General features: G+C 63.6%; 9 protein-coding genes. 7 read left to right on the top strand and 2 right to left on the bottom strand.

Annotated elements, in window-relative coordinates; genetic code table 11:
• Positions 1-524 precede the first annotated feature (524 nt).
• Positions 525-1,169: a sugar transferase gene (locus IT775_RS05485; protein ID WP_281414342.1), complete on the top strand. Its 645-nt coding sequence runs from the start codon at positions 525-527 to the stop codon at positions 1,167-1,169.
• A 9-nt stretch (positions 1,170-1,178) separates the two neighbouring features.
• Here the strand turns inward: IT775_RS05485 and IT775_RS05480 are convergent, their stop codons facing one another.
• Positions 1,179-2,363: a glycosyltransferase family 4 protein gene (locus tag IT775_RS05480; RefSeq protein ID WP_218958548.1), complete on the bottom strand. Its 1,185-nt coding sequence runs from the start codon at positions 2,361-2,363 to the stop codon at positions 1,179-1,181.
• 209 nt (positions 2,364-2,572) lie between these two features.
• Between IT775_RS05480 and IT775_RS05475 the strand changes: the two genes are divergently transcribed.
• Genes IT775_RS05475 through IT775_RS05465 form a run of 3 tightly spaced genes read left to right on the top strand, consistent with a single transcriptional unit; the run spans position 2,573 to position 8,096 of the window.
• On the top strand, positions 2,573-3,955 hold the full coding sequence (locus tag IT775_RS05475; RefSeq protein ID WP_212700079.1) for a hypothetical protein: 1,383 nt from the start codon (positions 2,573-2,575) through the stop codon (positions 3,953-3,955).
• 2 nt (positions 3,956-3,957) lie between these two features.
• On the top strand, positions 3,958-5,298 hold the full coding sequence (locus tag IT775_RS05470; RefSeq protein WP_212700078.1) for a glycosyltransferase family 4 protein: 1,341 nt from the start codon (positions 3,958-3,960) through the stop codon (positions 5,296-5,298).
• Positions 5,295-8,096 (top strand): calcium-binding protein, encoded by a 2,802-nt coding sequence (locus tag IT775_RS05465; protein ID WP_212700077.1) that lies wholly within the window; start codon positions 5,295-5,297, stop codon positions 8,094-8,096. Before IT775_RS05470 ends, IT775_RS05465 begins: the two co-directional genes overlap by 4 nt.
• Positions 8,097-8,106: 10 nt before the next feature.
• Here IT775_RS05465 and epsE read toward each other — a convergent pair whose 3' ends face one another.
• The gene (gene epsE / locus IT775_RS05460; RefSeq protein WP_212700076.1) at positions 8,107-9,303 is read right to left on the bottom strand and encodes an exopolysaccharide biosynthesis GT4 family glycosyltransferase EpsE; all 1,197 of its coding nucleotides are present in this window, start codon (positions 9,301-9,303) and stop codon (positions 8,107-8,109) included.
• 202 nt (positions 9,304-9,505) lie between these two features.
• Here epsE and IT775_RS05455 point away from each other — a divergent pair, with 202 nt between their 5' ends.
• The 3 genes from IT775_RS05455 to IT775_RS05445 all read left to right on the top strand — a co-directional run bounded on the left by IT775_RS05455 (position 9,506) and on the right by IT775_RS05445 (position 18,220).
• A complete protein-coding gene (locus tag IT775_RS05455; RefSeq protein WP_212700075.1) occupies positions 9,506-10,330 on the top strand; it encodes a glycosyltransferase family 2 protein in 825 nt (274 codons plus the stop codon).
• A 28-nt stretch (positions 10,331-10,358) separates the two neighbouring features.
• Positions 10,359-11,717, top strand: coding sequence for an oligosaccharide flippase family protein (locus IT775_RS05450; protein WP_212700074.1), 1,359 nt, complete (start codon positions 10,359-10,361; stop codon positions 11,715-11,717).
• 122 nt (positions 11,718-11,839) lie between these two features.
• Entirely contained in the window at positions 11,840-18,220 is a 6,381-nt protein-coding gene (locus IT775_RS05445) for a type I polyketide synthase (protein ID WP_212700073.1), read from the top strand.
• The last annotated feature ends 2 nt before the right edge of the window (positions 18,221-18,222 follow it).

Here is an 18,222-nt window from a genome sequence, read left to right as displayed (position 1 = left end):
TAGTCATTCATCGGATTTGAGCCGGCAACAAGAGGCCGTCACAAAGCGCAATACGTTTCTGAACCAAGCGAAGGCCACAGGCCGAAACACACCGCAAAACAGGACAATAAGGCGAATACCAGTACTTTCCGCCTAAGGTCTCCCCTGAGTTGCAAATGCCCTGATCTCGTTGACTGAATTCGGTTTGCTGGGCATAAAAGGCCTTACTGATTGGTTCAAATTCGCGGAAATTTTTCGCCAAACTCCACTCGAATTTGAAGAGTGCAGAAGCCTCTGGGAAAGAGGTGCGGCAGCGAATTGAGCTCCAAAAACTTGCTGCCGGGCAGGCGCTGCCTAACTGCCCGCGGTCCAGAAATACAATTTGGTCATGTCGCTCGTTGCCACGCCTACGGCAATGGGATGGGTATTTGCACGCCGCTGAAATGGCAGGACCACGCCCGATGCTCTGACGACCCTGGGGAGGGTACGCGATGAACATGCAAGTTAATGCGGTCATGGACACTGCCAAGATCGATATGGCGACGATGGTCCCGGCAAACACCCTGACCAAACGCGCGCCGGTCAAGCTGTACCGTTCGATCGGCAAACGTGTCCTGGACCTCGCCCTGGTGTTCCTGATGGCCCCGTCCGTTGCACTTGTGGTTGTTGTTCTTGCAACGATCATCGCGATGGACGGAAAATCGCCCTTCTACGCCCAGATGCGGGTCGGCCGCGACGGCCGCGTGTTCCGGATGTGGAAACTGCGCAGCATGATCCACAATGCCGACGACGCGCTGGAACATCACCTGCAGCAGAACCCCGAAGCCCGCCGCGAATGGGACCACAATCAGAAACTGAGCAACGACCCCCGGATCACCCGTTTCGGCCGTTTCATCCGCCGCACCTCGCTGGATGAATTGCCGCAGCTCTGGAATGTGCTCAAGGGCGAGATGTCACTGGTCGGCCCGCGCCCGATGATGTGCGAACAGCGCGTGCTGTACCCCGGCACCGAGTATTACGACATGCGCCCCGGCATCACCGGTTACTGGCAGACCTCGGTCCGCAACGAAAGCAGCTTCAGCGAACGCGCCGGTTTCGACGCCGCCTATCACCGTGACCAGTCGCTGGTGACCGATATCAAGCTCATACTGGCGACCGTTTCGGTGGTGCTGGCCGCGACTGGCCGGTAACCGGACCAGCTACGCGCCGCGATTTTTCACCGCCGCCTCGATCAGCTCCGCGGTGGTTTCCGCCCAGGCGTCCCAGTTCAGGCGCTGTTCGTATTCGCGCCGGGTCGACGCCCTGAGCGCGTCATAGCGTTCCGGCGCCGCGATATGATCCCGCACGACATCGGCAAAGGCCTGCGGCCCGGCATCGGGCGGCAGGGCAAACCCGTTCACGCCGTCGCGCACCGGCACCCCGCCCACCTTGCGACAGAGCGACGGCAACCCGAAGGCCGAGGCTTCGCAGAACGCGAAACCGTAGGATTCGAAGGACGGCATCATCATGAAATGCGCCTGCCGATACTGATCCTGGAACAGGGCCAGCTCCTCGGGGATCGACTTGTCCAGCGACGGGTAAACGGTCAGCGCCTCACCCAAACCGGTTTCGGGCGGGGTGCAACCCACCACGGTCAACCGGGCATCGACCCCGCTGTCACGCAGCAGCTGCACCGCCTCCGCTGTGACCGGCCCACCCTTGGCAAACCAATCGCGCCCCACCAGCAGTATCCGCACCGGCTGGCCCGCCTCGATCCGTGGCGCCTCCCTGCCCGTTCCGGGATCGGGAATATTCGCTCCCCAGGGCACCACCTGCCCGTGCGACGGATCGAGCCCGAACCAGCTTTCGGTTTCCGCCTTCAGCCAGTCCGACGGCCACAGCAGCAGTTCCGTGCTTCGCAAGACCTCCGACTCGGCCCGCCGGATCAGGGGATCGAAGCGGCGCGACAGGCTGAACAAGTTGTCGAACGCCTGCCCGACCTCGGAATTCTTGTAAACCGTCGGCGTCGCGTCCGAGGTGAAGACGGTGGTGATCTGGTAGGGCAGTTTCAGCCGGTACAGCGAATGGAAGCTGTAGGCGCAGAACAGAACGTCGAACTGCTGCCGTTTCAGCTCTTTCGCCACCGCCCTTGCGATGAACCGTGAAAACAGCAGGTGCAGCCGCCACTTGGCCCGCAGGATGATCGGTTCCGGCATCCTCAGAACCAACCGGCGCAGCGGTTCGGCCCATCCCCAGCCCAGCGGCAGGACATGGATATCGTCGAACCGCGTGCCAAGCGCGTCGAAAATCCGGGCGTTGCCCCCCGAATACAGGTTCCGGTCGCGCGGATCGGCATCGCAGAGATATGCGATCCTGATCGGGCGTTTCGGGGCAAGATTTTCCAAGGTCACCGGGCTTTGTCTGAACAGGGTCTGTCAATCATGTCTAAAGCGGCATCCTGATGGTAACACAGCGGAAAATGCGAAATCTTTCTTAAAAACCGCGGCAACGCCATCATTATGCCCTAACGTGACTATAAACGGATCGCGTAATTGATATGAAAGAAACTGGGTCAGAATGTGACGTCGGACCCAAGGGAACGAACAGGCGCTGAATGCCAAACACTTTTGCATTGCTGGTTCTGGCGCTGTGGCCGCTGGTATCGGTCGGACTGTTTCGCAGCCTGTCCGCCTGGCGCGCCCTGCTGGCAAGCCTGATCGTTGCCTACCTGTTCCTGCCGCCACAACCCGCCGCCTTCGATTTCCCGCTGGTTCCGCCGCTGACAAAGGAAACCCTGCCCAGCCTGTCGGTGGTTCTGATCTGCCTGGTGATGTTTCGCGGCAAGCTGCGGCTGATCCCCGAAAGCAAGCTGGCCGCCGGTGCATTGCTGGTCTTCATCTTCGTTCCGATCCTGACCGGGCTGACCAACCTCGACCCGGTCTTCTATGGCCAGGTCGGCCTGCCCGGCATGGGCATCAAGGACATCGTTTCGCTGATCTTGAATCAATTCCTGCTGGCTGCGCCGATGCTGCTGGCCCGCGCCTTCATGACCGGCGAACAGGACCTGAAAGACCTGCTCTACGCGCTTGTCATTGCCGGTCTGGTCTATTCCCTGCCGATGTTGCTGGAGGTCCGGCTGAGCCCGCAACTGAATGTTTGGATTTACGGCTACTTCCAGCACAGTTTCGAACAGATGGTGCGCTATGGCGGGTTCCGGCCCATCGTGTTCCTGTATCACGGGTTGTGGGTGGCGTTTTTCGCCCTGATCACCCTGACCTCGATCACCATCCTGTTCCGCGCGGAACAGGGCGGCAGGAAGGGCATGCTGATGCTCGCCATGATCTACATGGCGGTGGTTCTGGTTCTTTGCAAATCGGTCGGATCGATCCTTTATGCGCTGTTTCTGCTGCCGCTGCTGCTGTTCATTCCGAACGGGCTGCAGATCCGGATCGCGATGGTTCTGGTCGTGCTTGCCATCGCCTATCCGACATTGAAAACCGTCGATCTGGTGCCGGAAGAAGCCATCGTGCAACAGGCCGAAAAGATCGACGAGGAACGCGCCGGATCGCTTCGGTTCCGCCTCGAGAACGAAAACGTGCTGCTGGAACACGCCTTGGAACGTCCGCTCTTTGGCTGGGGCAGCTGGGGCCGCAACCACATCCTGGACCCGGTCACGGGTCGGACCGAAACGGTGACCGACGGGCTGTGGGTCATCACCTTCGGCGTCTACGGCTGGGCCGGGTTTTTCGCGCAGTTCCTGCTGCTGACCGCGCCGATCTTCCTGGTCTGGACAAAATTCCGCGCCGACCCGACGGCGATCATTCCCAGCTATGTTGGAGGTATGTGCCTGATTCTCGCGATCAACGTCCTGGACCTCCTGCCCAACGCGACATTGACGCCGATAACCTGGCTGCTGGCCGGAGCGCTGCTGGGCTATGCGGAAAAAGGGACGGTCGAACACAAGGCGCCGAAGATGACACTGCAAAGCTTGATGTAGCCATGACGCCCGACCGCCGCCCCACCCAACGCCCCCTGCGCGTTCTGATTATTGCCGAGGCTGCCAACCCCGAATGGGTCAGCGTGCCGCTGGTGGGCTGGTCGCTGGCCCGCGCCATCGGCCGGCGGGTCGATATCCATATCGTCACCCAGATTCGCAACCGCGACGCCTTCCTGCGCGCGGGTCTGGTCGAGGGGCGCGATTTCACCGCCGTGGATTCCGAGGCGATCGCCCGGCCGCTCTGGTCGCTGGGCAAGCTGTTGCGGATGGGCGAAGGCAAGGGATGGACCGCGCTGCAGCTGATCAACGCGCTGTCCTATCCCTATTTCGAGCGCCTGATCTGGAAACGGTTCGGCCCGTTGTTGCGGCTGGGGTTCTACGATGTGGTGCACCGCGTCACCCCGCTCAGCCCGACGATTTCCAGCCCGCTCGCCCGCAAATGCGCCCGCGCTGGCATACCCTTCGTCGTCGGCCCCCTGAATGGCGGAGTGCCTTGGCCGAAGGGCTTCGATGCCGAACGGCGGCGGGAACGCGAATGGCTGTCCTACCTGCGCGCGGCTTACAAGCTGCTGCCGGGGCGGCGGGCGATGCTGCGACACGCCTCCGCGATCATCGTCGGATCGCGCCACACCCGGTCGGAAATCCCCGCCCGGTTCCAGGCCAAGACGATCTATATCCCCGAAAACGCCATCGACCCGGCCCGGTTCAACGCCCGCGCCACCACGACGGCCACTCCTTTGCGCGCCTGTTTCATCGGTCGTCTGGTCCCATACAAGGGGCCCGACATGCTGCTGCAGTCCGCCCTGCCGTTGCTGCAAGCGGGCAAGCTGCATCTTGACCTGATCGGCGACGGGCCACTGATGCCGGAACTGAAGTTTTTCGTCCAGAGCCACGAAAGCGAGGATGCCGTCACATTCCACGGCTGGCTGGACCACCAACAGGTGCAGGACGTGGCGACCCGGTCACGGCTGCTTGCTTTCCCCTCGGTGCGTGAATTCGGCGGCGGCGTGGTGCTGGAGGCGATGGCGCTCGGGCTGGTGCCGCTGATCGTCGATTACGCCGGGCCGGCGGAACTGGTGACACGGGAAACCGGCTTCAAGATACCGATCGGCAGCCGCGATGAGATCGTGCAAAGGTTCCGCGCCAAGCTGACAGAACTTGCCGACGCCCCCGCGCCACTGACCGTAATGGGCGAAAACGCCCGTGCGCGGGCCGAAGAATACTTCACCTGGGATAGAAAAGCCGGACAGGTCTTGGCAGTCTATGACTGGGTGCTCGGCAAACGCGACGACAAACCGGCCCCGTTCGACGGCCACGACAACACGGGACACCACACCGGATGAGACTTGCCCCCCTTTTCAGCCTGCTTTTCCTGCTCATCGCCGCGCCGCTGCGGGCGCAACAGGACAGCGATTTCAAGGTGTTCTTCTTCGGCAATTCCCTGATCCAGCATCTCAGCGACAGTCCGGAAACCTCGGTGCCGCACTGGCTGCATGAAATCGCCAAGGCGCGCGGCCGGGGATTCGCCGTCGACGGCACCTGGGGCTTCCTCCGGCAATTCAGCGCCAATCTGCCGCCCGAACCGAACTGGTCGTTCGAAACCCTGCCCAATGCATGGAACTCCGAACGTCAGAGCTTCGCCGCCGCCGGCTTCGACGCGGTGGTGATCAACACGGCCAATTTCATCCAGTACCAGCCGCCGACCGCCGAATTCGACGGTGACAACCCGCGTGGCGAAAGCCCGCTGAGCGCGACGCTGGACGTGTTCGACTGGGCCGCCGCGCACACCCCCGAAGCGCGGTTCTTCATCTATGAAGGCTGGACGGAAATGGCCGGCAAGGTACGTTCCTTCCCCCCCGATGACGCCGGGTTCAGGACCTATCTAGAAGCCAACAAGGGCAGCCATCACGGCTGGCACGAAGCCTATGCAGATGCTGTCCGCGACGCCCGACCCGATCTGGACCTGACGCTGATCCCGGTCGCCTCGACCCTGCCCGACCTGCTTAACGATACCGCGCTGTCGGGGCTGACGGCACGGGACCTTTTCACCGACGATGCGCCGCATGGCACGCCGACGCTTTATTTTCTCGCCGCCCTGATCACCTATGGCCCGCTGTTCGGGGACAGTTTGCCGGACGCGATGGAGCTGCCTGCGTCGATCCACCGGCTGGTGCGGCAGAATTTCAAGGCCATCGCGGCGGCCCTGTCCGGCGGACATACCGCATCGGTCATGCCCGAACAGGTGCCCGCAGCCGCACCTGAGGTCCCCGGCATACCGGCTCTGGCCATGGGGCTGAACGGGATCGCCGACTGGTCGACCGAATACCCGTTCATAGACGTGATGAAGACCGCCCGCCCGTGGATCGGCCACCTGCCGGATCAATGGGGCGGCTGGGATGCCGACCGGCTGCAGGCCGAAGGGTACCTTGGCGAAAACGGCTGGCCTTTGCGTCTGCCGGATGGCGTCAACCGGCTGGAAAGCTTCATCCTGTCCGACCTGCTGGAACAGGCGGCGAACTTTCGCGGCCGCTACCGGCTGACCTATCGCGGCAAGGCCAAGCTGCAACTGCTTGGCCGGGCCAGGGATGTGGTATCCAAGCCCGGTGAGGTCTGGTTTTCCTTCACCCCCGGCGAAGGCCTGGTGGCGCTGTCGCTGACCGCGATCGACCCGGACGACCCGATCCGCGACATCCGGGTCATTCATGAAAACCACATCCCGTTTCATGATCTGGGCGAGGTGTTCAATCCCGACTGGATCGCCCTGATCCGCGATCTGCGCGCGGTACGGTTCATGGACTGGATGGATACCAACGCCTCACCCGTCGTGGGCTGGGACGACCGCCCGGCGCTGTCCGATTACACCTATGTCCGCCGCGGCGTGCCGCTGGAACTGATGCTGCGGCTGGCGAATGAAATCGGCGCCGATCCGTGGTTCAACATGCCGCACAAGGCCGATGACGATTTTGTCCGGCAATTCGCCGAAACGGTCAGGGCGGGGCTGAAACCGGGGCTGAAAGCCTATGTCGAATATTCCAACGAGCTGTGGAATTTCGGCTTTGCACAGACACGCTGGGCGCAGGAACAGGCGGCGGAACGCTGGCCGGGGAACAAGGCCAAGGATGCCTGGATGCAATTCGCCGGGATGCGTGCGGCGCAGGTGGCCGGTATCTGGACTGACGTTTTCGGCGATGAAACCAAGGACCGGCTGGTGCGGGTGATCGCCACCCATACCGGATGGCCGGGGTTGGAAGAGGCTTTGCTGCAGGCACCGCTCTGGCTTCAAGAAGGAAAGGGCATCAAGCCACCGGCAGGGTATTTCGACGCCTACGCGGTGACCGGGTACTTCGGATACGAGATGGGCGGCGACGATTTCGCGCCACGGATCAAGAAATGGCTTCGGGCCGGGACAGACGAAGCGATCGCACAGACCCTGAAGGCGTTGAAGCAAGGATCGGTGCGGGAACTGACCCAGGATCTTTTCCCCTATCACGCCAAGGTCGCCAACGAACACGGTCTCGATCTGGTGATGTACGAGGGCGGCACCCATGTCGTGGGCCACGGCACCTGGATCAATGACGAAGCCCTGACCGCTTTCTACGAACGCTTCAACTACAGCCCCGAAGTGGCGGCGCTTTACCGCGACGTGATGACAGCATGGACGGAGGTGGGCGGCACCCTGTTCAACGCCTTTGTCGATGTTGCCAACGCGTCGCAATGGGGCAGCTGGGGGGCACGCCGCCACCTTGGGGATCAAAATCCCCGCTGGGACGCGTTGATGCACTATAACCATAAACGGCCTGCCGATTGGGATCCGCGCCCGGGCGCGGCGTTCAGCAACGGCCTGTCGCTTGGCGGCCGATCCGGTCAGGACCTGGTGGAGGGCACGCCGCGGCGCGATGTCCTGGTCGGGCGGGGCGGCGACGACTGGATGATCGGCAACGGTGGCGCCGATGCGATGCATGGCGGCGACGGCACCGACACGGCCGTTCTGCCCGGTGCGTTCACCGACTACCGGTTCAGCTGGATGGGGCCGTTCCTGATGGCGGATGGCCCCCAAGGCGAAGTGAAGATGCTGTCGGTGGAACGGCTGGAATTCGACAGCGATCCGGGCCAGCTCTATGCGGTGACGCCGAAGGGCTGATCCAAGGTTCTTATTCCCGCGACGCTTCGCGGATCAGCGTATCCGCCCCCCGGCCCGCGCCGAACCGATCGACGATGGCTTGCCGCCCCGCCCGCGACAACCGGCGGCACATCTCGGGATCGCCTGCCAGCGCCGCGATCGCATCGGCCAGGGCCTCGGGCGATTTCGGAGGCACCAGAACGCCGTCCCGCCCGTCGCTGATCAATTCGCGCACCCCGCCGGCATCGGTACCGATCACCGGAACCTCGCAGCTCATCGCCTCCATATAGGCCACTCCTAGGGGTTCGCTCCAACTCGCCAGCACGAAAAGATGCGCGCCCAGCAGCTTGTCCCGCACGGTTTCTTCCGGCACCGCACCCAGCAACGTCATGTGATCCTGCAAGCCCAGTTCCGCGATCCGCTGATCCAGCACGGCATGGAACCCGCCACCGCCGACATCGTCTTCGCCAGCAATTTCCAACCGCACGTCCAGCCCCCGGTCCAGCAGCAGCCGCATGGCCTGCAAAGCCTCCAGATGCCCCTTCACCTGATGCAGCCGCGCACAGGTGAACAGGCGCAGTACCCCGCCCGGACGCGGCGGATCATAGGGCGCATCGCGGCGCAACCGGTCGGTATCGACGCCCATGGGCTGGATCACCACCCGGTCGGGAAGCGCCGCGCCCAGCTTGGGCCGGATGTCCTGCAACAGCGTTTCGGTGATCACCGTGGCGAATTTCGCCCCGCGCCATTTGAAACGCTGTCCCGGTCCGTAATCCTCCAAAGGCCCATGCAGGCTGAGGCTGTAGCTGAGACCGTACAGCCGGTGCGCCAGCGCCGCGATCATCGCCGCGCGGCCGCAGGAATGGACATGGACATGGGTGATACCCTGCGCCTTGCAGTGCTGCGTCAGCTTTCGCGCCGCCGGCAGCGAAATCAGGACGTCGCGCCAGAATGCGCGTCCCGCTCCATCGCGCAAAAGCTCGGCCAAGGGCAGGCGCGGCAGGGTTGCCAGCAAATCCGGGATCGACCTGCTGGCAAGGTATATGGTCCGGTTCATCGCCGCCTGCGACCAGGCGTGTGAAATCAGACCCGGCGGCGGCGGACGCGTGGAAAACAGGCAGACCTCGGTCCCGGCTTCCTCGATCTTCAGGATTTCGCGCCAGAAAAAGATATGGGTCTGCCCCGGGAATTGCGGCACAAGATATCCAAGCTTGGAAATACGCGGCACGTCCGGTCCCTTTCTGCGTCAAATCCCTGCGTAAAACGGCTTTAACACAGAGAAATCCACGGCAGGGACAAAGTTAAACCACAAACTGTTGCTGAACATCGGCGGCGCTGGCAATCGGCTGGGCGCTGTTGCAATATTGATTCAACTTCCGCCGCCCATCCGGGCAGAGGCGGCCCATTGGGAAGGTCATTCGGATAAGCTGATGATTTCAATAATCATCCCCGCCAACAACGAAGGCCCGCTGATCGGCGCCTGCCTGACCAGCCTGCTGGCGTCTGACATGGCCGAAGGCGGGATGGAAATCGTCGTCGTCGCCAATGGCTGTAGCGACGACACCGCGGACAGAGCGCGGGCGTTCTCGCAACAAGTACGGGCCAAGGGATGGGGTTTCGAGGTGATCGAAATGGCCGAGGGCTGCAAGCTCGGCGCGCTCAACGCGGGCGATCTGGTCGCCACCGGGTCCAGCCGCGCCTATCTCGATGCCGATGTCACGGTCAGCCCGGACCTGATGCGCCAGATCGCCGAAGCGCTGGACACCGACGCGCCGCGCTATGCCAGCGGGCAAGTCCGCATCCCGATGCCGGAAAGCGGGGCAAGCCGCGCCTATCGCGCCTTCTACCTGACCGTCCCCTTCATGACCGACGGCGTGCCGGGCTGCGGGCTGTTCGCGATGAACGCGGCGGGACGTGCCCGCTGGGACGCGTTTCCCGACATCATTTCCGACGATACCTTCGCCCGCCTGTCCTTCGCGCCCGAAGAACGGGTGCTGGTGCCCGCCCCCTATGACTGGCCGCTGGTGGAAGGGTTCGGGAACCTCGTCAAAGTACGGCGCCGGCAGAATATAGGCGTCGCCGAGATCGCCACGAAATACCCCGACCTGCTGCGCAACGACGACAAGCGACGCTATGGAACGGGTCGGCTGATCGCGACGATCCTGCGCCATCCGCTGGGCTTTGCCGTTTACGCGCTCGTTGCGCTGGTGGTGAAAATCGGCCCGAACAATTCCGGTTGGAGCCGCGGAAGATGACAGCGCCCTGTTCAAAGGTTTCCCCCGCATGATCAACGCCATTCGCCGCTTCAGCCTCGGCAGTAGCCTGACCGAACGTGCGCTGCGCAGTTCGACGATCACCTCGATGGGGTTCGTGACCTATCAATTCCTGCGGCTGCTTTCGAACCTGATCCTGACCCGTATCCTGTTCCCCGAAGCCTTCGGCCTGATGGCCTTGGTGTCGGTGGTGATGATGGGGCTGGCGATGTTTTCCGATGTGGGCGTCAGCCCGTCGATCATGCAAAGCGAACGCGGCGACGACGAAGATTTCCTCAACACCGCCTGGACGATCCAGATCATCCGCGGCACCGGGCTTTGGATCGCCACCTGCGCCTTGACCTATCCGATGTCGCTGTTCTACGAAGAACCGCAGCTGCTTTACCTGCTGCCGGTGGCGGGGCTGACCCTGCTGATCAACGGCTTCAACCCGACCAAGCTGGAAACCGCGAACCGTCATCTGCGCGCCGGGCGGGTCACCCTGATCGACATCGGCGTGCAGGTGGTCGGGCTGATCGTCGCCGTCACCGCCGCCTGGATCACCGGATCGGTATGGGCGCTGGTGATCAGCGGCATCGCCAGCGCCGTCGCGCAGGTGGTGTTCCTGGCCCATTTCCTGCCGGGCAACCCGAACCGGCTGCGGTGGGAAAAGCGGGCGGCGGACGAATTGATCCATTTCGGCAAATGGATTTTCCTCAGCACCATCTGCGGTTTCTTCATTGGCCAGAGCGACAAGCTGGTGATCGGCAAATACCTGTCGCTGGACGAATTCGGCGTCTACAATATCGGCTTCTTCCTGGCCTCCTTCCCGCTGCTTCTGGGCGGCATGGTCACCCGCAAGGTGCTGATCCCGATCTATCGCGAAAACCCGCCCCGTGAATCGCTGGAAAACTTCCTGCGGCTGCGCAAGATGCGAATCTATGCCACCGCCCTCCTGCTAGCGATGGTGATCGCCGTGGCGCTGCTGGGGGTGTGGCTGGTCGATCTGCTCTATGATCCGCGATATCAGCGCGCCGGCGCGGTGGTGGTGGTTCTGGCCTGCATGCAGATGCCGCAGATCATCGTTCTGACCTACGATCAGGCGGCGCTGGCGGCGGGGGATTCGAAACGGTTTTTCGTGCTGGCGGCGGCGCGCGGGATCCTGATCTTCGGTGGACTGCTGATCGGGCTGGAACTGGCCGGTATGCTGGGGGCGCTGCTGGGGCTGGGCGCGGCCTATGTCTGCGCCTACCCGGTGGTGGTCTGGCTGTCGCGCCACCAGGGTGCGTGGGATCCGCTGCACGACACGATCTTCGCGCTGACCGCCTTGGTGGCGGCAACCTCGATCCTGTGGCTCCATTGGGGCGAGGTGCAAAAACTGCTGCCATGAATTGTTGACGGATTCGGGGCCGGAAACGGCGATTAAGGCCAAAAAGCCGGTACAAAGCCTCAAAACTACCCAAATCTGCCCGTATCGTTACTATAAGTGTTTAAAGGAAACGGTTTGTTTTAATGTCGGAAACAAGGGACCCTGCGCCGCCCCACGCGGCGGACATCGCCATCGTTGGCATGGCGGCGCATCTTCCGGGTGCGCAATCGGTGCAGGAATACTGGACCAACCTGCGCGACGGCATCGAATCCATCAGGCATCTGTCGAGGGAAGAATTGCTCGCCGCCGGCGAAGCCCCGCACCTGATCCAGCGTGACGATTACGTCCCCGCCGCCGCGCCGCTGGACGGGTTCAAGGAATTCGACGCCGAGTTTTTCGGCTTTTCCCCGAAAGAGGCGGCGATCCTCGACCCGCAGCACCGGCACTTCCTCGAAGTATCGTGGGAAGCACTGGAAAATGCGGGACATCCGCCGGAAAACTTCGACGGTCCGATCGGCGTTTTCGGCGGCTGCGGCATGGGCAGCTATTTCTATTTCAACATCTGTTCCAACCGCGATCTGGTCGACAGCACCGGCATGTTCCTTCTGCGTCATACCGGCAATGACAAGGATTTCATGGTCACGCGCCTCAGCCACGTGCTGGACCTCAAGGGCCCGTCGGTCAACGTGCAAACCGCCTGTTCCACATCGCTGGTGGCGACCCATTATGCCTGCCAGTCGCTGCTGAACGGCGAATGCGACATGGCCTTAGCGGGCGGCGTGACGATCGAACTGCCCCAGGGGCGCGGCTATCTCTACAAGGAGGGCGAGATTCTGTCGCCCGACGGCCATTGCCACGCCTTCGACCACCGCGCGCAGGGCACCGTTTTCGGGTCCGGCGCGGGTGTCGTGGTGCTGCGGCGGCTGGAAGACGCGATTGCCGATGGCGATCACATCTGGGCCGTCATCAAAGGTTCGGCGGTCAACAACGACGGCGCGGCGAAGGCCGGATACCTTGCGCCCTCGGTCGACGGACAGGCGGCGGCGATTGCGGAGGCCCAAGCGCTATCGGATGTCAGCGCCGACACCATCGATTACGTCGAATGCCACGGCACCGGCACCTATCTGGGCGACCCGATCGAGGTCGCCGCGCTGACCCAGGCATTCAATGAGACCACCGACGAGACCCGGTTCTGCCGCATCGGGTCGGTGAAGACCAATATCGGCCATCTGGACACGGCGGCAGGCGTGGCCAGCCTGATCAAGGCCAGCCTTGCGCTGCACAACAAGCAGATGCCGCCAAGCCTCGGGTTCGAAAAACCCAACCCGGCGATTGATTTCGACCATTCGCCGTTCATCGTGAACGACCGCCTGACCGACTGGGTATCGCACAAGGGACCGCGCCGCGCCGGGGTCAATTCGCTGGGTGTCGGCGGCACCAACGCGCATGTGGTGCTGGAAGAAGCCCCCGAACGGGCGGCCTCGGAAGAAAGCGACTGTCCATTCCAGATCCTGACCGTTTCGGGCCGCACCAAATCGGCGCTGGAGGCCAACGCCGCCAACCTCGCCGCGCATCTGCGCGCCCATCCCGAACAGCCGCTGGCCGATGTCGCCTGGACCCTGAAGAAAGGCCGCCGGGCTTTCGAACGCCGCCGCGTGGTGGTGGCGGAAACTCATGAGGAAGCCGCCGACCTGCTGGAGGCGAATGATCCCCGCCGGGTTTTCACCCATCAGGTGGTGGGCGACCGCCCCGAGGTCGTCTTCATGTTCCCCGGCGGCGGCGCGCAATATGCGGGCATGGCGCATGACCTCTATGAAACCGAACCGGTGTTCGCCGAATGGATGGACCGGGGGCTGGAGGTTCTGCAGGCCAAGATCGATTACGACATTCGCGCGCTGTGGCTACCCGAACCGGGGCAGGAACAGGCGGCGGATGAAAAGCTGAAAACGCCCTCGATCCAGCTGCCGCTGATCATGATCGTGGAATATGCGCTGGCGCAGCTGTGGATCAGCTGGGGGGTGAAGCCCTCGGCGCTGGTCGGCCATTCGATGGGCGAAAACACCGCCGCCTGTCTGGCCGGCGTGATGAGCTTCGAGGATTGCATCGGGCTGGTGCATCTGCGCGGGCAGTTGTTCGACACGGTGCCCGCCGGCGGGATGCTGAGCGTATCGCTGCCCGCCGAGGAGTTGAAGCCGCTGCTGGGCGATGATCTGGACCTGGCGGGGGTGAATGCGCCCGGCCTCTCCGTCGCCTCCGGCCCGCAGGCGGCGCTGGACCGGCTGGAAGCCGAGCTGAAAGCGCGCGACGTGGACTGCCAGCGCATCCCGATCGACATCGCCGCGCATAGCCGGATGCTCGCCCCGATCCTCGACCCATTCCGCGCCTATCTGAAGTCGATCCAGCTCAACCCGCCGCAGATCCCTTTCACGTCGAACCGCACCGGTCAATTCATCACCGCCGATCAGGCCACGGACCCCGATTACTGGGTCGGCCACCTGCGCAACACGGTGATGTTCGCCGACTGCATCGGTACGCTGGCCGCCACCGGCGACAAGGTGTTCATTGAGGTCGGACCGGGCAAGGCGCTGTCTTCGCTCACCGGGCAGCACCCGGACGTGTCCTCGAACCAGGTGATCGGCACCCTGCACCACCCGCAGGACAATATCGCCGACGATACGTATTTCGCCGCGATGCTGGGGCGGGCCTGGGCCGTGGGCGTCGATTTCGACTGGCACCAGATCTGGGGCGAGGCGAAACGCAACCGCGTGGTCCTGCCTTCCTACGCCTTCCAGCAGCAGGAATATTTCATCGAACCGGCCGAGGCAGGCGCCCCCCAAGCCGACACATGGCTGATGCGGCAGGACGACATGGACGAATGGGCCTATCGCCCGGTCTGGAAACCGCGTTATGCCGATTGCGCGGTGGATGTGGCGGGCGATCTGTCCGGGGCCGCGAAGGAAACCTGGCTGATCTTCGAAGACGATACCGGCGCAGGTGCGGAAATTTCCAAACGCCTGCGTTTGGCGGGGCATAAGGTGACGTCGGTCCGGCCCGGCGATGCCTTTGCGCGCACCGAAACCGGCTATGTCCTGCCGCCCGAGCAGGGGCGAACGGGATACGACCAGTTGCTGCAGGACCTGTCGGCGCGGGGCGAATTACCCAGCCGCATCCTGCATCTGTGGCTGCTGACCGAGGACGAAAAATTCCGCCCCGGTTCCAGCTTCTTCCACCGCAATCAGGAACACGGCTTCTATTCGCTGCTGTTCCTCGCGCAGGCGATCAGCGAACAGAACGCGCCCGTGCCGCTGCATATCACCGTAGTAACCTCGGACGCGGCGCAGGTGCGGGACGAGGTCTTGCGCTATCCCGACAAGGCCACGGTGATGGGGCCCGCCCGGGTGATCCCGCGCGAATTCCCCGGAATCACCTGTTCGGTGCTGGATGTGCCGCGCGAGGGCAGGAAACCCCAAGATGCGCGGATCGCCGATCAACTGCTGGAAGAGGCGCTGGCAACGCCCGCCAACACCATCGCCGCGATCCGGGGCGACAAGCGGTTCGAACAGGATTTCGCCGAAGCCCCGTTCGAGGCGACCGAAGACCTGCCGATCCGGCAGGGCGGCACCTACATGATCACCGGCGGTTTCGGCGGCATCGGCACGACACTGGCCAAGGCGCTGATCACCCGCGCCGGGGCCAATATCGTGCTGCTGGCCCGCACGCCCCTGCCCGACCGGGCCGACTGGGACGCCATCCTGATGAAGACCGCGCCGAACGACGCGGTGGTGCGCCGCATCCGGGCGGTTGAAAGCCTGGAACAGGCCGGGGGTCAGGTTCTGGTCCTGCCCGCCGATGTCAGCAATGTCGAAAACATGCGCGGCGCCGTGCAGATCGCGACCGAAAAATTCGGCGGCATCAACGGCGTCATCCATGCCGCCGGCGTCATCGCCGACGCGCCGATCCTGGGCAAATCGCTGTCCGATATCGAGGACGTATTCACCCCGAAAATCCACGGCACCCAGGTTCTGGACGGGCTGTTCCCCGATGGGGCGCTGGATTTCATGGTGCTGTTTTCGTCCAGCTCGACCGCGACGGCGCCCGCCGGTCAGGTCGATTACGTCGCCGCCAACGAATACCTCAACGCCTTCGCCAAATCGCGGGCGGGGGGCAAGACGCGCGTGATGGCGATCGACTGGGGCATATGGGCCGATACGGGCATGGCCGCCGATGCGATGGCAACGCGGACCGGCGCAGCGAACAGGGCGGACCCGGAACCGGCGGGGCAGGCGCTGCTGGACCAGAAATGCTTCGATGCCGATGGCACCCGGACTTTCACCAGCACGCTGGCCCCCCGCGACCGTTGGGTGCTGAACGAACACCGTACCCGGCAGGGCGATATCCTGCTGCCCGGTACCGGCTATCTGGAACTGATCGACGAGGCGCTGAGGGCACAGGGCGAAACGGGGCCTTACGAAGTCCACGACCTGTTCTTCCTGTCGCCGATGCAAGTGCCCGCGCAGGGCGAGCGCCAGATGCGCCTGCGCCTGCCGCGCAGCGATCAGGGCTACGAAGTGGAAATCCAAAGCGCCGAGGCCGGGATTGACCGGTTCGAATTGAATGCACAGGGTTCGGTTGCGCTGCTGCCGTTGCAAGCCCCGGACAAGTTGGACCTGAGCGCCATCGCTGCGCGTTGCAGCGCCCCGCGAACAGCCCCCGAGGGCGGGTCGTTGACAACGCCGCAAGAAAAGCACCTGATTTTCGGACCGCGCTGGCGGGTTCTCAATACGGCATCGTATGGCGTGAACGAAGGCATCGCCCGGCTGGCGCTGCCGCTGCAGTTCCGCGGTGATCTCAATACCTATACGCTGCATCCCGGGCTTCTCGACATCGCGACCGGCTGGGCGATGGAACTGATCGACGGATACGCGGCGGCGCAGCTTTGGGTGCCGGTATCCTATCACCGTCTGAGCGTCTTCGCGCCGCTGCAGGGCGAGGTGATCAGCTGGGTCCGCAACGCCGGGGAAAACACCGATGCCGGGCCGATGGCGACCTTCGACATTACCATCGCCGCACCGGATGGTACCGTTCTGCTGGACATCGAAGGGTTTTCCATCCGCAAGCTGGACGCTAATGCAGCCTTCGCCCGGACCGAAGCGCAGGCAACCACCCCCGAACACCGCCCTCTGTCGCCCGCCGAGGAGCGGCTGCTGCACAACCTGTCGCAGGGCATCCGCCGCGCCGAGGGGGCAGAGGCGTTTTTCCGCGCCCTGGCCAGCGGGCAGTCGCAGATCGTGGTCTCCTCGCTCGACCTGCACGGCCTAATCGATCAGGCCGGGGAAACCCAATCCGAAAGCGCGGAGCAGAAATTCCAGCGCCCGGAGCTGGATCAGGATTACGCGGCGCCGGAAACCGAGGTGGAAAAGCGCTTGGCCCTGTTCTTCGAGGAACTCTTGGGCGTCGATCAGGTCGGCATCGACGACAGTTTCTTCGATCTGGGTGGTCATTCGCTGATCGCGGTGCGGCTGTTTGCCCGGATCAAGAATGCTTTCGGCACCGATTTCCCGATCTCGGTCCTGTTCGAAGCCCCCACCGTGCGCAAGATCGCCGCGATGATCCCTAATCAGGGAACGGCGGCCGGGGATGCCGCGAAACCCGCCGCCCCCGAACGCCGTTTCACCCATGTGGTGCCGATGCATCAGGGCGAAGGCGGACCGAAAACGCCCTTCTTCCTTGTCGCAGGAATGTTCGGCAACGTGTTGAACCTGCGCCACCTGGCACATCTTCTGGGCACCGACCGGCCGTTCTATGGGTTGCAGGCGCGCGGGCTTTACGGCGACGCCGATCCGCACAGTTCCATCGAAGACGCCGCGCGCGACTACATCGCCGAAATGCGCCAGCTGCAACCGCACGGGCCTTACCTGCTGGGCGGGTTTTCCGGCGGCGGCATCACCGCGTATGAAATCGCGCAGCAGCTGAAAGCGGCAGGCGAAGAGGTGGCAATTCTGGTGATGCTCGACACGCCCCTGCCGGTGCGTCGGCCGCTGACCAGACGCGACCGGGCGATGATCCAGTGGTTGGAACTGAAGCAACGCGGCCCCGCCTATCCGCTGCAATGGGCGGCCAACCGCATCCGCTGGGAATTCGCCAGGCGGCGCAAGGGCGCGGAAACCGGCGACGGCCCGGCGCAGTTCCACAATGCCGAGATCGAGGCCGCCTTCCTGCAGGCCGTCGCCGGCTACCAGCTGAAGCCCTGGAACGGGCCGCTGCATCTCTACCGCCCGCCGCTGCGGGGCAAATGGCAGGTGGCGCCGGACCGTTTGGTGAATTCCGAACGCGCCTATGTGCTGCCCGACAACGACTGGACCCAATGGGTTCCGGATCTGCAGGTCTTCGAGGTGCCGGGCGACCACGATTCGATGGTTCTGGAACCCAATGTGCGGGTGCTGGCCGCCCGTATCCGGGCCGGGATCGAAGCGGCGGAACGCCGACCGGACCAAGCCCTTGTCCACGACAAGGCCGCGGAGTGAAC

It is taken from the genome of Thalassovita aquimarina (assembly GCF_018219815.1).
In the GTDB taxonomy this organism is placed as follows: domain Bacteria; phylum Pseudomonadota; class Alphaproteobacteria; order Rhodobacterales; family Rhodobacteraceae; genus Thalassobius; species Thalassobius aquimarinus.
Note: the sequence above shows the minus strand (reverse complement) of the source record. Positions and strands in the feature narration are given on the sequence as shown.

Coding starts and splice junctions, on each gene's coding strand:
- IT775_RS05485 (WP_281414342.1), top strand. CDS start 525: ATGGTCCCGGCAAACACCCTGACCAAACGCGCGCCGGTCAAGCTGTAC.
- IT775_RS05475 (WP_212700079.1), top strand. CDS start 2,573: ATGCCAAACACTTTTGCATTGCTGGTTCTGGCGCTGTGGCCGCTGGTA.
- IT775_RS05470 (WP_212700078.1), top strand. CDS start 3,958: ATGACGCCCGACCGCCGCCCCACCCAACGCCCCCTGCGCGTTCTGATT.
- IT775_RS05465 (WP_212700077.1), top strand. CDS start 5,295: ATGAGACTTGCCCCCCTTTTCAGCCTGCTTTTCCTGCTCATCGCCGCG.
- IT775_RS05455 (WP_212700075.1), top strand. CDS start 9,506: ATGATTTCAATAATCATCCCCGCCAACAACGAAGGCCCGCTGATCGGC.
- IT775_RS05450 (WP_212700074.1), top strand. CDS start 10,359: ATGATCAACGCCATTCGCCGCTTCAGCCTCGGCAGTAGCCTGACCGAA.
- IT775_RS05445 (WP_212700073.1), top strand. CDS start 11,840: ATGTCGGAAACAAGGGACCCTGCGCCGCCCCACGCGGCGGACATCGCC.